This window comes from Planosporangium thailandense (genome assembly GCF_011947195.1).
GTDB lineage: Bacteria > Actinomycetota > Actinomycetes > Mycobacteriales > Micromonosporaceae > Planosporangium > Planosporangium thailandense.
This window is the reverse complement of record NZ_JAATVY010000001.1, coordinates 410573-429746: the sequence shown is the minus strand read 5'-3', so window position 1 is coordinate 429746 and position 19174 is coordinate 410573. Positions and strand designations below refer to the sequence as shown.

General features: G+C 68.9%; 20 protein-coding genes. 10 read left to right on the top strand and 10 right to left on the bottom strand.

Annotated features, from left to right (window positions below):
* Positions 1-73: 73 nt before the first annotated feature.
* Entirely contained in the window at positions 74-754 is a 681-nt protein-coding gene (locus tag HC031_RS02010; RefSeq protein ID WP_338090431.1) for a Tat pathway signal sequence domain protein, read from the bottom strand.
* A 502-nt stretch (positions 755-1256) separates the two neighbouring features.
* Here HC031_RS02010 and HC031_RS02005 point away from each other — a divergent pair.
* Together HC031_RS02005 and HC031_RS02000 are read left to right on the top strand one after the other, a co-directional pair.
* Positions 1257-1889 (top strand): DUF6230 family protein, encoded by a 633-nt coding sequence (locus HC031_RS02005; RefSeq protein ID WP_167923375.1) that lies wholly within the window; start codon positions 1257-1259, stop codon positions 1887-1889.
* A 2-nt stretch (positions 1890-1891) separates the two neighbouring features.
* Complete coding sequence (locus tag HC031_RS02000) at positions 1892-2374, top strand: DUF6114 domain-containing protein (RefSeq protein WP_205862097.1); 483 nt, start codon at positions 1892-1894, stop codon at positions 2372-2374.
* Between the two features lie 132 nt (positions 2375-2506).
* On the opposite strand, the gene gndA is transcribed toward HC031_RS02000, so the two are convergent.
* Positions 2507-3937 carry an NADP-dependent phosphogluconate dehydrogenase gene (gene gndA / locus HC031_RS01995; RefSeq protein ID WP_167923374.1) on the bottom strand — a complete coding sequence of 477 codons (1431 nt, stop codon included), beginning with the start codon at positions 3935-3937 and terminating at the stop codon, positions 2507-2509.
* A 151-nt stretch (positions 3938-4088) separates the two neighbouring features.
* Between gndA and HC031_RS01990 the strand changes: the two genes are divergently transcribed.
* Positions 4089-4640, top strand: coding sequence for a gluconokinase (locus HC031_RS01990; RefSeq protein ID WP_167923373.1), 552 nt, complete (start codon positions 4089-4091; stop codon positions 4638-4640).
* A gap of 17 nt (positions 4641-4657) precedes the next feature.
* A complete protein-coding gene (locus tag HC031_RS01985; protein WP_167923372.1) occupies positions 4658-6115 on the top strand; it encodes a GntT/GntP/DsdX family permease in 1458 nt (485 codons plus the stop codon).
* 14 nt (positions 6116-6129) lie between these two features.
* On the opposite strand, the gene HC031_RS01980 is transcribed toward HC031_RS01985, so the two are convergent.
* A complete protein-coding gene (locus HC031_RS01980; protein WP_240941980.1) occupies positions 6130-7821 on the bottom strand; it encodes a substrate-binding domain-containing protein in 1692 nt (563 codons plus the stop codon).
* 237 nt (positions 7822-8058) lie between these two features.
* On the opposite strand from HC031_RS01980, the gene HC031_RS01975 reads away from it, so the two are divergent.
* The 3 genes from HC031_RS01975 (at position 8059) to HC031_RS01965 (ending at position 11053) form a co-directional block, all read left to right on the top strand.
* Positions 8059-9078 (top strand): ATP-binding cassette domain-containing protein, encoded by a 1020-nt coding sequence (locus tag HC031_RS01975; RefSeq protein WP_167923371.1) that lies wholly within the window; start codon positions 8059-8061, stop codon positions 9076-9078.
* Positions 9075-9878, top strand: coding sequence for an ABC transporter permease (locus HC031_RS01970; protein WP_167923370.1), 804 nt, complete (start codon positions 9075-9077; stop codon positions 9876-9878). The genes HC031_RS01975 and HC031_RS01970 overlap by 4 nt, the downstream gene beginning before the upstream one ends.
* 152 nt (positions 9879-10030) lie before the next feature.
* Positions 10031-11053, top strand: coding sequence for an aspartate-semialdehyde dehydrogenase (locus HC031_RS01965; protein ID WP_167923369.1), 1023 nt, complete (start codon positions 10031-10033; stop codon positions 11051-11053).
* Between the two features lie 63 nt (positions 11054-11116).
* On the opposite strand, the gene HC031_RS01960 is transcribed toward HC031_RS01965, so the two are convergent.
* From HC031_RS01960 to HC031_RS01950, 3 genes are read right to left on the bottom strand one after another with little or no spacing between them, the layout of a single operon-like run.
* On the bottom strand, positions 11117-12085 hold the full coding sequence (locus HC031_RS01960; protein WP_167923368.1) for a zinc-binding dehydrogenase: 969 nt from the start codon (positions 12083-12085) through the stop codon (positions 11117-11119).
* Positions 12082-12315 carry a helix-turn-helix transcriptional regulator gene (locus HC031_RS01955; RefSeq protein ID WP_167923367.1) on the bottom strand — a complete coding sequence of 78 codons (234 nt, stop codon included), beginning with the start codon at positions 12313-12315 and terminating at the stop codon, positions 12082-12084. Before HC031_RS01955 ends, HC031_RS01960 begins: the two co-directional genes overlap by 4 nt.
* Entirely contained in the window at positions 12315-12734 is a 420-nt protein-coding gene (locus tag HC031_RS01950; protein WP_167923366.1) for a hypothetical protein, read from the bottom strand. Before HC031_RS01950 ends, HC031_RS01955 begins: the two co-directional genes overlap by 1 nt.
* Before the next feature lie 404 nt (positions 12735-13138).
* On the opposite strand from HC031_RS01950, the gene HC031_RS01945 reads away from it, so the two are divergent.
* Complete coding sequence (locus HC031_RS01945; RefSeq protein ID WP_167923365.1) at positions 13139-14731, top strand: flavin monoamine oxidase family protein; 1593 nt, start codon at positions 13139-13141, stop codon at positions 14729-14731.
* 36 nt (positions 14732-14767) lie between these two features.
* Entirely contained in the window at positions 14768-15205 is a 438-nt protein-coding gene (locus tag HC031_RS01940; RefSeq protein WP_167923364.1) for a VOC family protein, read from the top strand.
* 10 nt (positions 15206-15215) lie between these two features.
* On the opposite strand, the gene crcB is transcribed toward HC031_RS01940, so the two are convergent.
* The 3 genes from crcB to HC031_RS01925 are packed head-to-tail and all read right to left on the bottom strand — an operon-like array spanning position 15216 to position 16452.
* Positions 15216-15593 (bottom strand): fluoride efflux transporter CrcB, encoded by a 378-nt coding sequence (gene crcB / locus HC031_RS01935; protein ID WP_167923363.1) that lies wholly within the window; start codon positions 15591-15593, stop codon positions 15216-15218.
* Positions 15590-15946: a DUF190 domain-containing protein gene (locus HC031_RS01930; RefSeq protein WP_167923362.1), complete on the bottom strand. Its 357-nt coding sequence runs from the start codon at positions 15944-15946 to the stop codon at positions 15590-15592. The genes crcB and HC031_RS01930 overlap by 4 nt, the downstream gene beginning before the upstream one ends.
* Positions 15943-16452 (bottom strand): CrcB family protein, encoded by a 510-nt coding sequence (locus HC031_RS01925; protein WP_167923361.1) that lies wholly within the window; start codon positions 16450-16452, stop codon positions 15943-15945. Before HC031_RS01925 ends, HC031_RS01930 begins: the two co-directional genes overlap by 4 nt.
* A 138-nt stretch (positions 16453-16590) precedes the next feature.
* Between HC031_RS01925 and HC031_RS34215 the strand changes: the two genes are divergently transcribed.
* The gene (locus HC031_RS34215; protein ID WP_167923360.1) at positions 16591-17583 is read left to right on the top strand and encodes a M48 family metalloprotease; all 993 of its coding nucleotides are present in this window, start codon (positions 16591-16593) and stop codon (positions 17581-17583) included.
* A 95-nt stretch (positions 17584-17678) separates the two neighbouring features.
* Here HC031_RS34215 and HC031_RS01915 read toward each other — a convergent pair whose 3' ends face one another.
* Positions 17679-18998 (bottom strand): hypothetical protein, encoded by a 1320-nt coding sequence (locus tag HC031_RS01915; protein WP_167923359.1) that lies wholly within the window; start codon positions 18996-18998, stop codon positions 17679-17681.
* Between the last annotated feature and the right edge of the window lie 176 nt (positions 18999-19174).

Here is a 19174-nt window from a genome sequence, read left to right as displayed (position 1 = left end):
GTGTCGCACTTTGCGGCCTCACCGGCTCGGATAGCCGCAAGAAGTGACACATTGCGCGGGTCTCGCCGACCGTTCAGTTCACGAAGACACCCGGAGTGCCGGCCACGCTGGTGTCCTGGACCGGCGCGTAGGTGGCGGTGAAGAACCCGTTGGCGGCGCAGACGCCCGAGCCGCTCACCTTGGTGAACTTCTGGTTGACGAACGTGAGCGAGAAGTCGGCGTTAGACGCGGTTCCGGTCAGCGCGTTGCCGTCGGCCTGGTACACGCAGGTGATCGTGCCCAGAAGCGAGTTCAGCACGAGCGTCGTCTGGATCGGCCCGGCCGATCCACCGGTGACCCGGACCGCGCCCGTACCACTGTCGACGCTCGTGACGTACGGGAGGTTGTTGACCGTCACGCTCTTGACGCCGGTCGTCCCGAACACGTTGCTGGTACAACCGCCGAAGGTCTGGTCGGTGGTCGTCTCCGTCGCGGTCCCGGGCGTGGCCGGGTTGGAGTCCACCGTGGCGCCGAAGCTCGAGGTGGAGCACGTGACGCCCGTCGAGCCGCCGGAGGCGGTGGCCAGGCTGGCGTTGGTGCCCGACTTCAGGGTGGCCTGCAGAACGTCGCCGACCGCAATGGCGCCCCCATCGGCATCTCCCGTGGTAAGCACGCTGGTCGTCGCTGCGGACGCGGGCACCGCCGCGGCTGCGGTGAGCAGTGCCGCGACGACCGTGGCGGCGAGGTACGAGTAGGCGCGCATGGCCCTTCTCACTCTCCCTTTGTGTCGCTCGATCTCGTAAATGTGCACAGGAATGCGCCACGCATTCGACCGCATGAGGCTCACGTGGCGGCGCGCGAAAATACAACGGAACCGGCCGCGTAAGGCAAAATAATCAGCCTTCTCGATTACCGATGCCGAGCGGCGACAGGAAGTCGCGAAGGTACTCCTCCCACCCCAGAGATACTCATTGATACATGACAATGGGTTTATAGACTGCGCGCGATCGCAACGTCAAGTAGGTAATCAAATTGATCTAAGTAGGTAACCAGCCCCGGGGCAACCCCGGCACCACCTCGTCCGACCAGCCACGACGCGCGATGTGACACCAGGCAACGAACTCGGGGCGAACCATTGACCCCACTGCTACGCGACGGTAACTTCCCCAATACTCGATGTATCGATCATCGTGATTGTTACGTGATGGCGCCTGCCCGTTTCAGCGGTTATCGACAAAACCGACGTCGTCCGTCAGATGCGTCCCGGGGAGTAGCTCATGCCTTACGAAGAAGTCAGTGACCCGTCCTCTCCCATGCCACACGGAAAAGTCCGCTGGCGCCGATTCACCGCCATGATGGTGGCGGCCGGTGCCGTCGCCGGAACCCTCGTGGCCCTCACCGCGCAGGGCGTTCTCGCCGCCCAGTTCTCCCTGTCCGGGATGCCGTTCACGGTCACCGCCACCAGGCTCGACGGGACCGGGTTCGAGCAGTTCGCGACGCTCGACCACATGGCGCCGGGCAGCCCGAACGAGGGTTCCACCGGCGGCCAGCTGGTCCTCGTCGTATCCGCGATCGACAGGGCGACGCTGACCAACCTGTGCCAGAGCATCGACCTCGGCGGCGAGCATCTGAAGATAACCGCGGGCACGGGCAACACACCGGTCACCGCACGCACCATGGTGGTCGACTCGGACCTCATCACCGGTGACGCCTCGTTCGACCACATCGACATCGGCCAGGACGCGAGCACGCTGAAGGCGGTGCCCGGCGTGACGGGGAACATCGGTGTCTTCGGTCAGCAGGCGCGGACCGTGACCATCAAAAACCTGCGCCAGAACAACTTCGCGACCACGGCAGCCCAGTTCACCCTGCCCGGCCTCCACCTGAGCTTCACGTCCGACGGCTGCTAGTGATGACCGTGTTGAACGCGGACGGTTCCGACGAGACGACCGCCGACCGACCACCGGTCACGCCCGCGCCGACCGCCGACCGACCACCGGTCACGCCCGCATCGACCGCCGCGCCAACGGCTGCGACCGGACGGGCCCGGCACGGCTGGCGCACGTGGCGGCGCAGCCGGCCGTTCTGGGGAGGACTACTCCTGACGGCCGCCGGCGTGGAGATCCTCGGGTCGGTACGCGCGCCCCTGCCGGTGGTCCTGCACGTCGGTCCGCTGGGGCTCGCTGCCTACCTGGCGCCCACCGTCATGGTGGTGTGCGGGCTCCTGGTCTGGTTCAACCCCCGCCAGCGCATGTTCTACTCGATCGTCGGCGTACTGATGGCGCTGGCCTCGTGGCTGACCTCGAACCTGGGCGGGTTCTTCGTCGGCCTGCTGCTCGGAATGATCGGCGGCTCGCTCGCCTTCGCGTGGACGCCGAGCCGACACCCGAGATAGCCGAGCCGACACCCGAGATAGCCGAGCCGACACCCGAGATAAGAGCCGAGATCCGCGCAACGTGTCAGGAGTCGCAGCCGCGTCGACCGTGGCTTCACGCGACACATTGCGCGGATCTTGTGCCGGCCTCAGTCAGCCGTTCACCTCGCTGCGGTCGCCGGCCCACAGGGTGTGGAAGGAGCCGTCGCGGTCAACGCGCCGGTAGGTGTGCGCGCCGAAGAAGTCCCGCTGCCCCTGCACCAACGCGGCCGGCAGGCGCCGCGCGCGCAGCCCGTCGTAGTAGGCCAGTGCCGTCGAGAAGCCCGGCACCGGGATGCCGGACTGCGCGGCGAGGGTGACCACCCGCCGCCACGAGTCCTGCGCGGTGGCGACGGCATCGCGGAAGTGGTCGTCGACCAGGAGCGTCGGGAGGTTGCGGTCGGCGTCGTACGCGGCGCGGATGCGGTCGAGGAACGCAGCGCGGATGATGCAGCCCCCGCGCCAGATCGTCGCCATGGCGCCCGGGTCGATGTTCCAGTCGTACTCGGCGCTGCCGGCCTGGATCTGGTTGAAGCCCTGCGCGTACGCCACGATCTTGGATGCGTACAGCGCCCGCTCGACGTCCTCGACGAGCGCGTCGACGGAGTCCGCCCGGCGCGGGCTCGGCCCGGGCAGGTCACGCGCCGCGGCCCGGAGGGCGGCGTGGCCGGACAGCGACCGCGCGAAGACCGCCTCGGCGATGCCGCTCACCGGCACGCCCAGGTCGAGCGCGATCTGTACGGTCCACCGGCCGGTGCCCTTCTGCTCGGCCTGGTCGACAACCATGTCGACGAACGGCCGGCCGGTCGCCGGATCGGTGTGCGCCAGCACCTCGGCCGTGATCTCGATCAGGTAGGACTCGAGTCGACCGGTGTTCCACTTCCGGAAGACCTCGGCGATCTGCGCCGGCTCCATCCCGCCGGCATGCCGCAACAGGTCGTACGCCTCCGCGATGAGCTGCATGTCGGAGTACTCGATGCCGTTGTGGACCATCTTGACGAAGTGGCCGGCGCCGTCCGGGCCGACGTGGGTGCAGCAGGGGGTGCCGTCGACCTTCGCCGAGATGTCCTCAAGCAGTGGACCGAGCGCCTCGTACGACTCGCGCGACCCGCCCGGCATGATGCTCGGACCGTTGAGCGCGCCCTCCTCGCCACCGGAGACACCGGTACCGACGAAGTGCAGGCCACGTTCGCGCAGCGCCGCCTCACGGCGGCGGGTGTCGGCGAAGTGGGCGTTTCCGGCGTCGACGATCATGTCGCCGGGCTCCAGCAGCGGCGCGAACTCCTCGATCACGGCGTCGGTCGGCGCGCCGGCCTTGACCATGATGACCACGCGCCGGGGCCGCTCCAGCGACGCCACGAACTGCTCGGGTGTCTCGGCAGGCAGGAACGTGCCCTCGTGACCGAACTGTTCGACCAGGGACCTGGTCCGCCCGCTCGACCGGTTGTGGACGGCCACCGCGTGCCCGTGCCTGGCCAGGTTGCGCGCCAGGTTGCGGCCCATCACCGCAAGCCCGGTCACACCGATCTGTGCCCTGTCTGCCATGACGCTCATCCCTTCATCAGCCGCTCTGTGCGACGCTACCCTCGCACGATCGGACGTGTGGTTCCCCGTACCCGTGCGTCCCAGATGGCGGAGCCGGAGCTCGACCCGGTGACCGGTGCGCCGCTCCCGGGTACGAGATAGATTGCCGGTTATGGCAGCCCTGCCCGACGAAGACCGAAATCCGTCGATCATCCTGATCACCGGCGTTTCGGGAAGCGGCAAGACGACCGTGGGCGCGATGCTCGCCGGCCGGCTCGGCTGGCGGTACGCCGAGGCCGACGACTTCCACCCGCGCTCCAACGTGGAGAAGATGGCCGCCGGTCACCCGCTCACCGACGAAGATCGCAAGCCGTGGCTGGAAGCGATCGGTCGGTGGATCGACGAGCGGCGGGCGGCGCATGAGCCCGGCGTCGTCACCTCTTCCGGACTCAAACGGGCCTACCGGGACCTGTTGCGTGCGCATCGCCCGGAAGTGCGCACCGTGTTCCTCGACGGCAGCCCCGATCTGATCAAGAGCCGGATGGTCGCGCGCCACGGGCACTTCTTCGCCGCCAGCATGCTCGACAGCCAGTTCGCCGACCTGGAACCGCCCCGACCCGACGAGGGCGTACTCACGGTGTCGGTACAGGGGACGCCGGCCGAGATCGTCGACGAGATCCTCCGCGCTCTCGACCTGCCGGCCGAGCCGCTCGATCACCCCTGACCCCAAGGGAGCCACCCATGCACTGGACCGCACACGACACCTCCCTCGTGGTGTGGGCGTTCATCGGCATCGCCGTGGTCGTCGTATTGATCACGCAATTCAAGGTGCATCCGTTCATCTCGCTCATCCTCGGTTCGGGCGTGAGCGGGCTGGGCGCCGGACTGAGCGCCGCCGATGTGATCAAGAACTTCGAGAGCGGCTTCGGCAGCACCCTCGGCGGCGTCGGCATCCTCGTCGCGCTCGGCACCATGCTCGGCAAACTGCTCGCCGACTCAGGTGGCGCCGATCGCATCGTGGACACGATCGTCAGCCGTACCAGTCAACGCCGCCTGCCCTGGGCGATGACGCTCATCGCGATGATCGTCGGGATCCCGCTGTTCTTCGAGATCGGCGTCGTCCTGCTGATCCCGGTCATCTTCCTCGTGGCGCGGCGCGCACGGACCTCGGTGGTCCGCGTGGGCATCCCGGCCCTCGCCGGCCTGTCGGTCATGCACGGCCTGGTGCCGCCGCACCCCGGGCCCCTGATCGCCATCAGCGCGCTGCACGCCAACCTCGGCCAGACCATGGCGTACGGCTTGATCGTCGCCATCCCGACCGTCATCATCGCCGGGCCGCTCTACGGCGGCTGGATCGGCCGTCGGGTTCGCCCGGCTCCGCCCGAGCGGCTCGTCGCCCAGTTCGCCGGCGACTCCGCCGCGACCGGGGCCACGACGGCCGCCGCGACGGCAACGCGGATGGATGCCGAGTCCGACACCGGCGCCCGCACCGCCACGAAGACCGCGCCGGTCACCGAGGTCGCCGTCGACCGCCGGCCCAGCTTCGGCGTCGCGCTCGGGACCGTCCTGCTGCCCGTCGTGCTCATGCTCGGCAAGGCCCTCGTCGACGTCCTGCTCGCCAAGACGAGCGGAGTGCGCACGGTTCTGGACTTCCTCGGCGACCCGTTCGTCGCGCTGCTGCTGGCCGTACTGGTCGCGATGGTCACCTTCGGGTACCTGCGCGGCTTCAGCCGCCAGAAGGTGAACGAACTGCTCGGACTCAGCCTGGCGCCGATCGCCGCCATCGTCATGATCATCGGCGCGGGTGGCGGGTTCAAGCAGATCCTCGTCTCGATCGGTATCGGCACGTCCCTCGGCAAGGCGGCAGCCGCGAGCCACCTCTCCGCGCTGGCCCTCGGCTGGCTGATCGCGGTCGGAATCAGGCTGGCCACCGGCTCGGCGACCGTGGCCACGGTGACCGCTTCCGGGCTGATGGCCCCGCTGGTGGAGCATCTGACCCACGTCAACAGGCCGCTGCTGGCGCTCGCCATCGGCTCCGGCTCGCTGTTCCTGTCGCACGTCAACGACGCCGGGTTCTGGCTGGTCAAGGAGTACTTCGGGATGAGCGTCGGGCAAACCTTCAAGACGTGGTCGGCGATGGAGACAATCCTGTCGGTCGTGTCGTTCGTGTTGATCCTCGGGCTCGGCGCCGTCGTCTGACCGGCCGCCGACCCTCAGCGTTTGACGCTGGTACGCAGGGCGATCGCCTTCAGGAAGACATCGCCGATCTTCGCCGGGTCGGTGGCGACGAACGTGCCGCCGCCGGTGGTGTCGGTGATGCGCCTCAGGTCCGCCTCGTTCACGTCCGGACCGACACCGATCATAATGATCTCGATCGGCCGGGCCGGGTCCATCACCTTCTTGAGCTCGGCGGTGAGCTGGTCGAGCGACAGCCCCTGCGGATCGTCGTTCCTGCCGTCCGTCATGATCACGACGGAGTTGACCCGACTCGGATCCCACCCGCTCCGCACGGCTCGGTAGGCGGCGAGCGTGGTGTCGTACAGCCCGCGCTTGCCGCCGGGCACCGGCGTGATCCCGCCGAGGGCGTCGAGCAGCTGCTGGCGCTGGTCGCCCAGCGGGCCGAGCGGCACCAGCTGGCGATAGTCGGTGAGCCCGTCGAGCTGCGTCGAGAACATCCACAGGCCGGCTGCCCAGTTGTCGTCGAACAGGGCCATCGCACGGCGGGCGGCCTCGACGGTCACCTGCTCACGGGACACGCCACCGGCGGAGGGCACCGGCAGGAGCATCGAGTCGGAGGCATCGACCACCGCGAGCATCCGCCCCGGCGAGGTGATGGCCGACCAGGTGGCCAGCACGCTGTCGATGCGGGCCGCGTCCGGTGCGGCGCTGACCGGCGCGGTGAGGCCCGGTGCGCCCTTCGGGGTGGCGAACCGCGCGCCGACCCCGCCGTCCTGCCCGCGCAGACCAGCGGCGGCCAGCCGGTCACGGTACGCGTCACCGGCGAGAATCCCGAGCACCGCGTTGGCCGCGGCCGCCTTGTCGACAGAGGTACCGGGCATGATCGCGAACGGGTAGTCCAGCGCCACCGGAGCCGGGTCGGTGTACAGGGCGGCCAGCCGCACGGACGGCTGCCGTGCGTTGTACGCGATGACCGCCTGTTCGGTCATCGGCGCCGCGCTGAGCCCCGTGGCGAGCGAGACCGCATCGCCCGCGCGCGGGAACCGGGCGACGAGCTCGTCGCGTAGGGTCGCCCGCCCGGTGGCGAGCGCCCGCATCACCCCGACGATCTTCTGCTGGCCGACCGCCGCGGCGTCCGCGTTTCCGCCGGAGGCCAGCGCCAGCAGGCCGGACAGGCCGGCCGCGTCCCGGTTGGGCTCGACTATCCCGGTACGCAGTCTGGCGTCGGACGTCAGCCGCGGCAGCAGGTCGCTCCAACTGAACTTCTTGTCGGGCCAGCCGAGCGTGGTCGCGACGGGTTCGGGAACGGCCAGCACGACCGGGCTGCTGGCCACGGAGGGAGCGTCGTCGGGCACCCAGTCCGGCCCCACCCGAAGACGCTGCAGCCACATCGACGAGTCGGGGATCCAGACGTCGGGCACCTGCGTCCTGCCGTCGGCGCTGCCCAGGCCGCCGAGCGACGACTGGTGCCGACCGGCGACGGCGGCGGCCACGTCCGCGGGGTCGACGGCCGTCACGTCGACAGCCACGCACCTGCCGGCCAGGCGGAGCGGCTGCGAGCCGGTCGCCTTGGCCGCCGTCTCCCGCACGGCCGGCGCTATCTCGGGCGCCGCCGCGATGCCCACGTGGATGCGCTGCCCACACGCGGTATCGGTCAACGCACGGTAGACGCTCCAACTACCGGTGAGGAACACGAGCATGCCCACACCGGCGGCGACGATGCTCAAGCCGCCGGAAGCGGGCCGGCCACCGCGCCCGCGGCGGCCCGAGCGGCGATGACGGCCGCCCATGGCTACCCGACGTTTCCGGTCATCACGAAGTCCACAATGAACCTTCATTCGCAGATACAAAACGTGGCCGAGACACACTTTAATATGTACCGACGTCATTTTGTCCGGCTCGGTTCGACCATCTCGCATCGAAATTGCGCTGCTACTTTGCGCCGCCGCCGGTACGTTGGCCGCATGGCAGACGCGATCCTGGTGCAAGGTCTCGTCAAGACCTACGGTTCGGTACGCGCGCTCGACCATCTCGACCTCAAGGTGCCCGAAGGCACCGTACTCGGACTGCTCGGCCCCAACGGCGCCGGCAAGACGACCTGTGTCCGCGTCCTCGCGACGCTCCTGCGCCCGGACGCCGGGCGGGTCAGCGTCGCCGGCATCGACGTGCTCACCCAGCCGCAGCGGGTACGGAAGATCATCGGCCTGTGCGGGCAGTACGCGGCGGTCGACGACAACCTGACCGGCTACGAGAACCTCGAGATGATCGGGCGGCTGTACCAGCTGGGCAAGGCGCGCGCCCGGCAGCGCGCGAACGACCTGCTCGAACGGTTCGAGCTGGCGGACGCGGCGAAGCGCACCGTGAAGACGTACTCCGGCGGCATGCGGCGGCGGCTCGACCTGGCCGCAGCGCTCATCACGTCGCCGCCGATCATCTTCCTCGACGAGCCGACCACCGGCCTGGATCCACGCAGCCGGCTCGGCATGTGGGACGTCATCAACGAGCGGGTGCGCTCGGGATCGACGCTGCTGCTCACGACGCAGTACCTGGAGGAGGCCGACCAGCTCGCCGACGAGATCGTCGTCATCGACCACGGGCGGGCCATCGCCCGCGGCACGGCAACCGAGCTCAAGCGCAAGGTCGCCGGCGAGCGGCTGGAGGTCACGGTCGCGCTCGCCACCGAGATCGAGGCGGTACGCATGGCGATGGAGAAGGTCTGCGGCGACGTACCCGAGATCGACCTCGAGGCGCGCCGGGTCAGCGCGCCGGCCGGCGCCGGCACCCGCGCCCTGCTCGACGTCGCCCGACTGCTGGACTCCGCCGGCGTGGAACCGGTGGACATCGGCATCCGCCGCGCCACCCTCGACGACGTCTTCCTCCGGCTCACCGGACAGACCACGGGAGAGGACGACAACGAGGCGGAGATTCCGGCCGCAGATCGCCGGCGGCCGGCCGGTCCGGTCAAGACCGAAGGAGTGCGATGAGCGCCGCTGCCGGTGCGCTTCACGACGGCTGGATCGTCACGAAGCGCAACCTCATCAAGATCAAACGAGTTCCGGACCTGCTGATTTTCACCACGATTCAACCGATCATGTTCGTGCTGCTGTTCACGTACGTGTTCGGCGGCGCGATCAAGGGGACGGGGGTGGCCTACAAGGAGTACCTGATGGCCGGCATCTTCACCCAGACGGTCGCCTTCGGTTCGTCCCTGACCGCCATCGGACTCGCCGACGACCTGACCAAGGGCATCGTCGACCGCTTTCGGTCGCTGCCGATGTCGCGGGCCGCGGTGCTGATCGGACGCACGACGTCCGACCTGCTCAACAACCTGCTGGTCGTGGTCGTCATGGGGCTGTGCGGCCTGCTGGTCGGGTGGCGGGTCCACACCGGTCCCCTGGCCGCCCTCGGTGGGTTCGCCCTGCTGTTTCTCTTCGCGTACGCGATGAGCTGGGTCTCCGCGGTGATCGGACTCGCCGCGCGCAGCGTCGAGGTGGCCCAGTCCGCCGGCTTCATCTGGCTGTTCCCCATGACCTTCCTGTCCAACGCGTTCGTCTCCACCAACACGCTGCCGGACTGGCTGCGACCGGTCGCCGACTGGAACCCGATCAGTTCGATCGCCTTGGGGGTGCGGGACCTGTGGGGCAACGCGCCGGCCGGCCTCGCCCGCGGCAGCGGCTTTCCGGCGCAGCACCCGGTCCTGCTCGCCCTGCTGTGGTCGGCCGCGATCGTGGCCGTCTTCGTGCCGCTGGCCATCGCGCGCTACCGCCGCGTGTCCACCCGCTGACCCGCGGCTCGCCCCTGTTACCCCGTAGCGGTGGGGCCGCCTCCGCGGCCCCACCGCGATGCCGGCCGCCGGTGCCGTGACGCTCGTCATGTCGCATCCGGATGCCGGGATACTGACCTGCGAATACACGCTGACCTGGGTAATCTCGCGGCATGAGAATCGGCATCGTCGGGGCCACCGGCCAGGTCGGCGGCGTTATGCGCCAGATCCTGGCCGAGCGGAAGTTCCCGGTAACCCAGTTGCGGCTGTTCGCCTCCGCCCGTTCGGCCGGCCGGACCCTGCCCTGGCAGGACGGGCAGGTGACGGTGGAGGACGCCGCCACCGCTGACTACTCGGGCCTCGACATCGTGCTGTTCTCCGCCGGCGGGGCGACCTCCAAGGAGCTGGCGCCGCGCGTCGCGGCCGCCGGCGCCGTGGTGATCGACAACTCGTCGGCGTGGCGGATGGACCCGGACGTGCCGCTGGTCGTGGCGGAGGTGAACCCGCACGCGGCGGCTCAGCGCCCCAAGGGCATCATCGCCAACCCCAACTGCACCACGATGGCCGCGATGCCGGTCCTGCGGCCGCTGCACGACGAGGCCGAGCTGGTCAGCCTCGTCGTGGCCACCTACCAGGCGGTGTCCGGCGCCGGCCTGGCCGGGGTGGCCGAGCTCGACGAGCAGGTTCGCAAGGTCGCCGACCGGGCCACCGAGCTGGCCTTCGACGGCTCGGGCGTGCAGTTCCCGGCGCCCCGCAAGTTCGCCCGGCCGATCGCGTTCAACGTCCTGCCGATGGCCGGCTCGATCGTCGACGACGGCTTGGACGAGACCGACGAGGAGAAGAAGCTCCGCAACGAGAGCCGCAAGATCCTCGAGATTCCGGCGCTCAAGGTGTCCGGCACCTGCGTGCGGGTGCCCGTCTTCACCGGCCACTCGTTGCAGATCAACGCGCGGTTCGCCCGGCCGATCAGCCCCGAGCGCGCCCGCGAACTGCTGGCGGACGCCCCCGGCGTGGCGCTGTCGGACATCCCCACTCCGCTGCAGGCCGCCGGACAGGACCCGACGTACGTGGGCCGCATCCGCGCCGACGAAACCGTCGAGCACGGCCTGGCGCTGTTCTGCTCGAGCGACAACCTCCGCAAGGGTGCGGCGCTCAACGCCGTACAGGTCGCGGAGCTGGTGGCCGCCGAGCTCTGAGCCCGTTCCCGCGATCTTGAACACTTGGCGGGCCTATGGCACCGCCAAGTGTCCAAGATCGTTTTAAGCGGTGATCACGACCTTGCCCCGGGCCTGGCCGCTGCGCAGATAGCGGATCGCCTCGGGCACCTCGCTCAGCGGGTACGTCCGGTCGATGACCGGCGTGACGTCACCCGACTCGAGCAGGTCCCGCAGCAGCAACAGGTCGTCGGGGCGCTGGCGGGACATCAGTCCACGCAGACGCTGGCCGGTGAACGCCGACAGCACCTGGGCGCGCAGCTGCCGGTCGACGCCGCCGAGCCACCGTCCACCACCCTCCCCACCGGCGATGACGAGAGTGCCGCGCGGCGCGAGAACGCGACGGAGCTGCCGGAGCGGGCGGTTGCCGGCGATGTCCAGGATGACGTCGTAACACCGGCCGCCGTCGGTGATGTCCTCCCGGGTGTAGTCGATGACGGCATCCGCGCCGAGCGACCGCACCAGCTCCGCCTTCCCGCCGCTGCACACGGCGGTGACCTGCGCGCCCAGGTACTTGGCGAGCTGCACGGCGAAGGTGCCCACTCCACCGGCCGCACCGAGCACCAGGACCGTCTGCCCGGGCCGGACCCGGCCGAGGTCGCGCAGGCCCTGCAGTGCCGTGACCGCCGAGATCGGCACGGCGGCCGCCTGTTCGAAAGTCAGGCGGGCGGGCTTCGGCGCGAACCGGTCCTGCGGACCGCACGCATACTCGGCGTAGGCCCCCGCGTAGCTGCCGAACACCTCGTCGCCGGGCCGGAAGCGGGTCACGCCCGGGCCCACCGCCTCGACCCGCCCGGCGAGGTCCATCCCGCGGATCCGCATCCGGGGCCGGCGCAGGCCGAAGGCGGCGCGCCCGAGGTAGGGCAGTCCGGTCATCAGATGCCACACGCCCTGGTCGACACCGGCCGCGTGGACCCGGATCAGCACCTCCCCGTCCCCGGCGGCGGGAACGGGCGCGTCCTCGAAGCGGAGGACATCCGTCGATCCGTACCGGTCCTGCACGATCGCCTTCACGGTGTTTCCTCCTCGTTGCCGGCGTACTGGAAGACGTCGTCGAGCGGGACCCCGAAGGCCCGGGCGATCTGGAACGCCACCTCCAGGGACGGCGAATACCGTCCCTGTTCGATGGCGATGACGGTCTGCCTGGTCACGCCGATACGCTCGGCCAGCTCAGCCTGGGTCATCTCGCCACGGGCGAAGCGCAGCGACCGGATGTTGTTGGTGACCCGGGTCGGTTTCGCCATCACTGGAAGCCCCGACGGTAGGCAGCGATCTTGGCGACGGAGCCGAGGACGGCGGACAGCACGAACGCGAGGTAGATCGTGTTCGCGATCCAGAAATACCTCAGCTCGGCCAGGCTCATGAGCAGCGCGGCGACCGCCCCGACCACGACGAACGACTGTCCGATGTGCTCACCGAACTGGTTGATCTCCCGATCGCGCTGATCCTTGCGGGTGCCGCCCGGTAACACCATGCCGGACAGGATGTGCAGCACGATCCCCGCCACGATGGACCCGCCGACCGTCCACAGCAGGGTGCCGACGTAGTGCACCTCGGCCAGCGGGGCTCCCCCCGCCCGGCCGAGGATGATCGCCAGATAGGTGCCGTATCCGCCGACGGCGACCACCGCCTGGATCCACGCGCGCTTCTCGTCGAACGACATGCCAACCCCCATGTAAAGCAAACTTGACATAGCCAAGGTAAAGCACTTCGGACACGATGTCAAAGATTGTTTACACGACGCCATCCCAGCCCCCGAAGGACGACGGCGAATCGCACATGTGTACGATGGACGGTGCGCGGCGAATGGGGGTGACCCGCGCCGGTCGTGGGGAAGCGACCGAGGTGAGCCCGGCCGGTACGGCTACGGCCGGCCGGGCTACGCCACACTTTTAACGTACGGTGATTGCACCGCTACTGGTCGTCTCGGAATTCCCGAGCAGATCCACCCTTTTCGGTTGTCGCACCTGCCCATACGTCGGTGGCTCAGGTCACACTCCCGGACATAGCGTCGTCGGATCCGGTCCGATCCGGGCACAGCATGTCCCGAGTGAGAGGTACCGCCGAATGTCACGTACCCCGTTGTTCGCCGCCCTGCAACGGCTCGCCGCGCAGGTCGCACAGGAGCATTCCGTGGAGACCGGCGCAGCGCAGCCCGGCGACGTCAACGGTGGCCGTACGTACGGCACCGTCAACCGTCGTGGCGTGCTGCTCGCCGGCGCCGCTGGACTGGCGGCCGCCGCGACGTACAACCTGGCCCGTCCGACCCGCGCCCTGGCCGCCGGCAGTCCGCGCATCGTGGTCATCGGCGCCGGCCTCGCCGGACTGTCCACCGCCTACCAGCTGAAGAAGAGCGGCTACGCGGCGACGGTCTACGAGGCCGCCGACCAGGTCGGAGGTCGTTGCTGGACGGTGCGCGGGGTATTCGGCGACGGGCAGATCGCCGAGCACGGCGGCGAGCTCATCGACCAGAACCACACCGATCTGCTGCAGCTCACCCAGGAGCTGGGGCTCACCGTCAGCAACCTGAAGAACACCGAGCCGGCCGGCACCGACGAGCTGTACTGGTTCGACGGCGGCAAGTACGACAACGCCCAGGCCAAGACCGATCTGCAGGGCATCTGGCAGCAACTGCACAACGATGTGTCGGCGGCGAGCTACCCGACGCTGTACAACAGCTGGACCCGGCGTGGGTGGGAGCTCGACCACATGTCGGTGCGTGACTGGATCAACGCGTACGTGCCGGGCGGCTTCTCCAGCCGGCTCGGGCGGCTGCTCGACGTCGCCTACAACATCGAGTACGGCGCCGAGACGACCGACCAGTCCTCGCTCAACCTGCTGTACCTGCTCGGCTACCAGGGGCCGGGCAACTTCCGCATGTTCGGCAAGTCCAACGAGAAGTACCACGTGGACGGCGGCAACGACCGGGTCGCGACGGCGCTCGCCGCGAAGCTGCCGGGACAGATCCAGCTCGGCACGGCCCTGACCGCGCTGGCCGACCGGGGTGACGGCACGTGGTCGGTGACGGTCGCGCCGTCCGGTGGCGGCAGGTCGACGACCGTGGTGGCCGACCACGTCGTGCTCGCGCTGCCGTTCTCGCTGCTGCGGCAGGTCGACCTGTCGAAGGCCAACTTCCCGGGCCAGAAGACGAAGGCGATCACCCAGTCGGCGATGGGCAGCAACACCAAGCTCCAACTGCAGTTCGCCCGGCGATCCTGGTACGACATCGGGTGCAACGGGGAGACGTACGCCGACACCGGCTACCAGAACACCTGGGAGGTCAGCCGGGCGCAGTCGGGTACGAGCGGGGTGCTCGTCAACTACACCGGCGGCACCATCGCCCGCGACTTCAGCTCCCTCACGCCGTCGCAGTACGCCAACCGCTTCCTCGGCCAGTTCGAGCCGGTGTTGCCCGGCATCACCGGACTGTGGAACGGCCGGGTGTCGCTCGACTGCTGGGCCAACTACCCGTGGACGAAGGGCGCGTACTCGTACTGGCGGGTCGGCGGGTACACCTCGATCTGCGGCTCGGAACGGGAGGCCGTGGGAAGCTGCCACTTCGCGGGTGAGCACACCTCCGTCGACTTCCAGGGCTACCTCAACGGCGCGGTGGAGTCCGGCTACCGGGCCGCGAGCGAGATCGTTGCCGCGCTGAAGTAGCCAGGTTCTGTCGGTGGGCGCCGCTACCATCCGGGCATGGCATACGACTTCCAGGTCACGATCGACGCGGCCGACCCGCATGCCCTCGCCGACTGGTGGGCCGAGGCCCTGGGCTGGCTGGTGGAGCCCACCGACGAGGCGTTCATCCGCCGGGTGATCGCCGAGGGCCACGCCACCGAGGACGACACCGTCGTCCACAACGGGGCGCTGGTCTGGAAAGTAGGCGCGGCGATCCGTTACCCGGCCGGGCCCGGCGAAGGGCCCGGCCGGCGGGTGCTGTTCCAACTTGTCCCCGAGGCCAAGACGGTCAAGAACCGGGTCCACCTGGACGTGCGGGTCGGCGCGGACAAGCTCGACGCCGAACTCGAGCGCCTCACCGCTCGCGGCGCGACGTTCCTGCACCGGGGGCGGCAAGGGCCCTACGTCTGGATCACGGTCGCCGACCCGGAGGGCAACGAGTTCTGTATCACCTGACGGGCGGCCGTCAGCCGGCCAGCACCCGGGCGAGCGCGGCACCGGCCGCTGCCGCCACGAGCCCGGCCACGATGCTCGCCGCGACGTTGAGCACCGCGAGCAGCCGCGCCCGCTCCTGCAGGAGCCTGATCGTCTCGTACCCGAACGTCGAGTACGTCGTCAGCGCCCCGCACAGGCCGGTGCCCAGGAGCGCCACGACCGGTGCCGAGGTGTGCAGCGTCGCGGCGGTGAGCAGACCCAGCAGGAACGAGCCGGCGACGTTGACCGCGAAGGTTCCCCACGGAAACAGGGAGTCGTGGCGGCTGGAGACCGCACGGTCGACCAGGTAGCGCAGCGGCGCGCCCACCGCCGCGCCGAGCGCGACGAGCGCGACGAGGAGCGGTGTCACCCCGCGCTCCGGTCAGCCGCTGCTCGGCCCACGTAGCGGATCACCTCGACGGGGTCGATGATGACCAGACCTTCCGTGACCAGCTCATCAAGCTCGGGCAGGAACGCGCGGACCCGCTCTTCGGCGTCCACGATGATGATCGCGACCGGCAGGTCCTCGGACAGCGAGAGCAGCCGGTTGGTGTGGATCCGCGAGGACGCTCCGTAGCCCTCGATGCCGCGGATGACGCTGGCGCCCGCCAGGCCGGCCCGGTGGGCCCGGTGCACGATCTCGGTGTACACCGGCTTGTGGTGCCACTGGTCGTCCTCGCCGACGAATATGGTCAGGCGGAGCGCCGAACCTTCCAGCTTCATCGGACCTCCCTGGCGCGGGTACGGGAACGCCGGACGTGATCCACCGCCGTACGCGTGATCGTCACCCCGCCGTACACCGCCAGGAGGGCGGCGACCAGGGTGCCCGCCAGGTACGCCAGGGCGGTAGCGACGGCACCGGCAGCCGTCAGACGTTGGATGTCGACGATGTAGGTCGAGAACGTGGTGTACCCGCCCAGCACACCGACCCCGAGGAACGGGCGGAGCAGCCGCCGACCCGGCCACACCTCGCTGACCAGCACCATCAACACACCGATGAGCACGCAGCCGGAAACGTTGACGATGAAGGTCGCCCACGGGAAACCGGTGGAGCCGACCGGGACGGCGCGGCCCAGGCTATAGCGGGCCACCGCCCCGATCGCCCCGCCAGCCGAGATCACGCCCAGCACCGACCACGGCACACCCGCGCGTACCCGGCGGCCGTCGGCGAAGGGTGCACCAGCTCCGACGGCGGCGCCGCGCTCGGTTTCGGCGGGACTGTCAGTCACCGGCACATCCTAGAAGCTGAGCCGTTCCGCGCTCGCCCATCCCCGCCGTGAGCAGCGGGTACGGGTGAAGCTCCGAGCTGGCCGGATACGCTGAGGCATGCACACGCCACGGGATGGACACGTACGGCGGAGCCTGCGGTGACGGCCGCGACAACGCTCCTCGCCGTGGTCGCGTGGATCGGGTTCGCAGTGATCGCGCCCCGGCTGGCCCGGCGGCTGCCACCCGCCGCCGCCACCGCAGCGCTCGCGACCGGGTCGCTCATCATCGCCGCATCGAGCATTGCCGTGATCGCCCTGCTCGCCGCTCCATGGATCGCACAGCTACCCGAGATAGCGGAGCTGGGACCCTGGTCGGCGCCGAAGCTGAGGTCGGGTAACCCCGTCCCGGTCGCCGCAGCCGTCGTCTGCACGGCGCTGGTCGGCGCTGCGCTCGCACGGCTGACTCTGACCGGCTGGCAACGCGTGCGAGCGATCGTCGTGGTTCGCCGATACTGCCGGCACCTGCCGGCCACCGACGCCAACCTCGTCGTCGTCGACAGCGACCAGCCGGACGCGTTCGCCATTCCCCCGCCGTCGGGACGGATCGTGGTGACGACGGGGCTGCTGCGGGCGCTGTCAGCCGATGAGCGCCGAGTCCTGCTGGCACACGAACAGGCCCACGTCGACCACCATCACGCGTGGTGGGTGCTCGCGACCGACCTCGCGGCAGCGACCAACCCGCTGCTGCGATCCAGCGCACAGGCCGTCCGGCACGCCGTCGAGCGATGGGCCGACGAGGATGCGGCGCGCCAGGTGGGAGACCGGGTACTGACGGCTCGTACCATCGCCCGGGCAGCGCTCCTGGTCACCCCCACGCAGCCGGCGCAGGCGATGACCGCCACCGGCGGCAACGTCCCCGACCGGGTACGGGCGCTGATGGGAGCACCGCCCCGGCGGCGCCTGCTGCCCGTGCTCGGAATGGCCACCATCCTGGCGCTGAGCCTGTCGGCGAGCGCAGGGGTCGACAGCCGCACGGACACGGTCTTCGACCGTGCCTCCCTCACTCAAGCCCGCATCGGCTGGGCACCCGCGACTACCACCGCCGTCAACCACATCGGTGTCAGCCACGGAAACGGAAACCGTTCCCGGTAACAGACGAGGATCCAGACCTCCACGGTAGACATGCGGATCCCCGCGTGGAGGGGGCAGCTCCACGCGGGGATCCGCGGACTTAGAAGAGGAACGCGTTACCGGCCGCTGGGGGAAGCCGAAACCTGGCAGTTCTGACCGTTGCCCGCGTTTCCCATGCCGTTGTTGTTGTGACCGTTGTTGGCCTGCATGCCGTTATTAGCCATGCCGTTGTTGTGGCCGTTGTTCGCCATGCCGTTTTTGTTGTGGCCATTGTTGGCCTGCATGCCGTTGTTGGCCATGCCATTGTTGTTGTGACCGTTGTTCGCCATGCCGTTGTTGGCGCCGTTACCCATGGCACCGTTGTTGCACGGGTTGCACACCTGCATGCCGTTGTTGTTGGCCATGCCATTGTTGTTGTGGCCATTGTTGGCCTGCATGCCGTTGTTGGCCATGCCGTTGTTGTTGTGACCGTTGTTGGCCTGCATGCCGTTGTTGTTGTGATCGTTGTTGGCCTGCATGCCGTTGTTGGCCATGCCATTGTTGTGGCCGTTGTTCGCCATGCCGTTGTTGGCGCCGTTACCCATGGCACCGTTGTTGCACGGGTTGCACACCTGCATGCCGTTGTTGTTGGCCATGCCGTTGTTGTTGTTGTGACCGTTGTTGGCCATGCCGTTGTTGTTGTGGCCGTTGTTGGCCATACCGTTGTTGGCGCCGTTGTTCGCCATGCCGTTGTTGGCGCCGTTACCCATGGCACCGTTGTTGCACGGGTTGCAGACCTGGCCACCGTTAGCATCATTCGACGGGCTCGCGCTGGCAGACGGGTCGACAACACCGGCGCCGTTGTGCTGCATCGCGTTGTTGCCGTTGTTGGCCATGCCGTTGTTGTGGCCGTTGTTCGCCATGCCGTTGTTGTTGGCCATGCCGTTGTTGTGGCCGTTGTTCGCCATGCCGTTGTTGTTGGCCATGCCGTTGTTGTGGCCGTTGTTCGCCATGCCGTTGTTGTTGGCCTGCATGCCGTTGTTGTAGCCCGTACCGTTGTTGTTGGCGCCGTTACCCATGGCACCGTTGTTGCACGGGTTGCAGACCTGGCCACCGTTAGCATCATTCGACGGGCTCGCGCTGGCAGACGGGTCGACAACACCAGCACCGTTGTACTGCGTCGCATTGTTGCCCTGGCCGTAGCCCGTCGCGCCGTTGCCGTTACCACCGGCGCCGTTGTATTGCTTGTTGTTGTTCGCGCCGTTCATCGCAGCGTTGCCCTGCTGCTGGTTACATGGTTGTTGGGCGTTTGCACTGCTCGCGGCGGCTGGGACTCCGGTCTGCCTGTCCGAGGCGAAGCTCAGCCCGGTGCCAAGCGCGGCGATTCCCAGACTGATCGCAATCGCCGCCCCGAGCATCCCGCGTCGCGGGGCACCGCCGGTCCTGGTAGACCTCATCTACCGCTCCCTCCGATCGATGACAGAGACTCCCGCCCATCTCCTATCCGGCTCGTAGTACGGAGCGCGTGGACGCAGGGTTCAAAAGCCGCATCGAGGCTTTCGGCGGCGGTCCAGGGCGCGAATCGGAGATCGCTTGCGACGGCAGAGATACGACACGTCGGCGGCACCGGGAT

Excerpts from the sequence above, each read along its gene's own strand:
- HC031_RS02005 (WP_167923375.1), top strand. The coding sequence starts at position 1,257 with ATGCCTTACGAAGAAGTCAGTGACCCGTCCTCTCCCATGCCACACGGA.
- HC031_RS02000 (WP_205862097.1), top strand. The coding sequence starts at position 1,892 with ATGACCGTGTTGAACGCGGACGGTTCCGACGAGACGACCGCCGACCGA.
- gndA (WP_167923374.1), bottom strand. The coding sequence starts at position 3,937 with ATGGCAGACAGGGCACAGATCGGTGTGACCGGGCTTGCGGTGATGGGC.
- HC031_RS01990 (WP_167923373.1), top strand. The coding sequence starts at position 4,089 with ATGGCAGCCCTGCCCGACGAAGACCGAAATCCGTCGATCATCCTGATC.
- HC031_RS01985 (WP_167923372.1), top strand. The coding sequence starts at position 4,658 with ATGCACTGGACCGCACACGACACCTCCCTCGTGGTGTGGGCGTTCATC.
- HC031_RS01975 (WP_167923371.1), top strand. The coding sequence starts at position 8,059 with ATGGCAGACGCGATCCTGGTGCAAGGTCTCGTCAAGACCTACGGTTCG.
- HC031_RS01970 (WP_167923370.1), top strand. The coding sequence starts at position 9,075 with ATGAGCGCCGCTGCCGGTGCGCTTCACGACGGCTGGATCGTCACGAAG.
- HC031_RS01965 (WP_167923369.1), top strand. The coding sequence starts at position 10,031 with ATGAGAATCGGCATCGTCGGGGCCACCGGCCAGGTCGGCGGCGTTATG.
- HC031_RS01955 (WP_167923367.1), bottom strand. The coding sequence starts at position 12,315 with ATGGCGAAACCGACCCGGGTCACCAACAACATCCGGTCGCTGCGCTTC.
- HC031_RS01950 (WP_167923366.1), bottom strand. The coding sequence starts at position 12,734 with ATGTCGTTCGACGAGAAGCGCGCGTGGATCCAGGCGGTGGTCGCCGTC.
- HC031_RS01945 (WP_167923365.1), top strand. The coding sequence starts at position 13,139 with ATGTCACGTACCCCGTTGTTCGCCGCCCTGCAACGGCTCGCCGCGCAG.
- HC031_RS01940 (WP_167923364.1), top strand. The coding sequence starts at position 14,768 with ATGGCATACGACTTCCAGGTCACGATCGACGCGGCCGACCCGCATGCC.
- HC031_RS01930 (WP_167923362.1), bottom strand. The coding sequence starts at position 15,946 with ATGAAGCTGGAAGGTTCGGCGCTCCGCCTGACCATATTCGTCGGCGAG.
- HC031_RS01915 (WP_167923359.1), bottom strand. The coding sequence starts at position 18,998 with ATGAGGTCTACCAGGACCGGCGGTGCCCCGCGACGCGGGATGCTCGGG.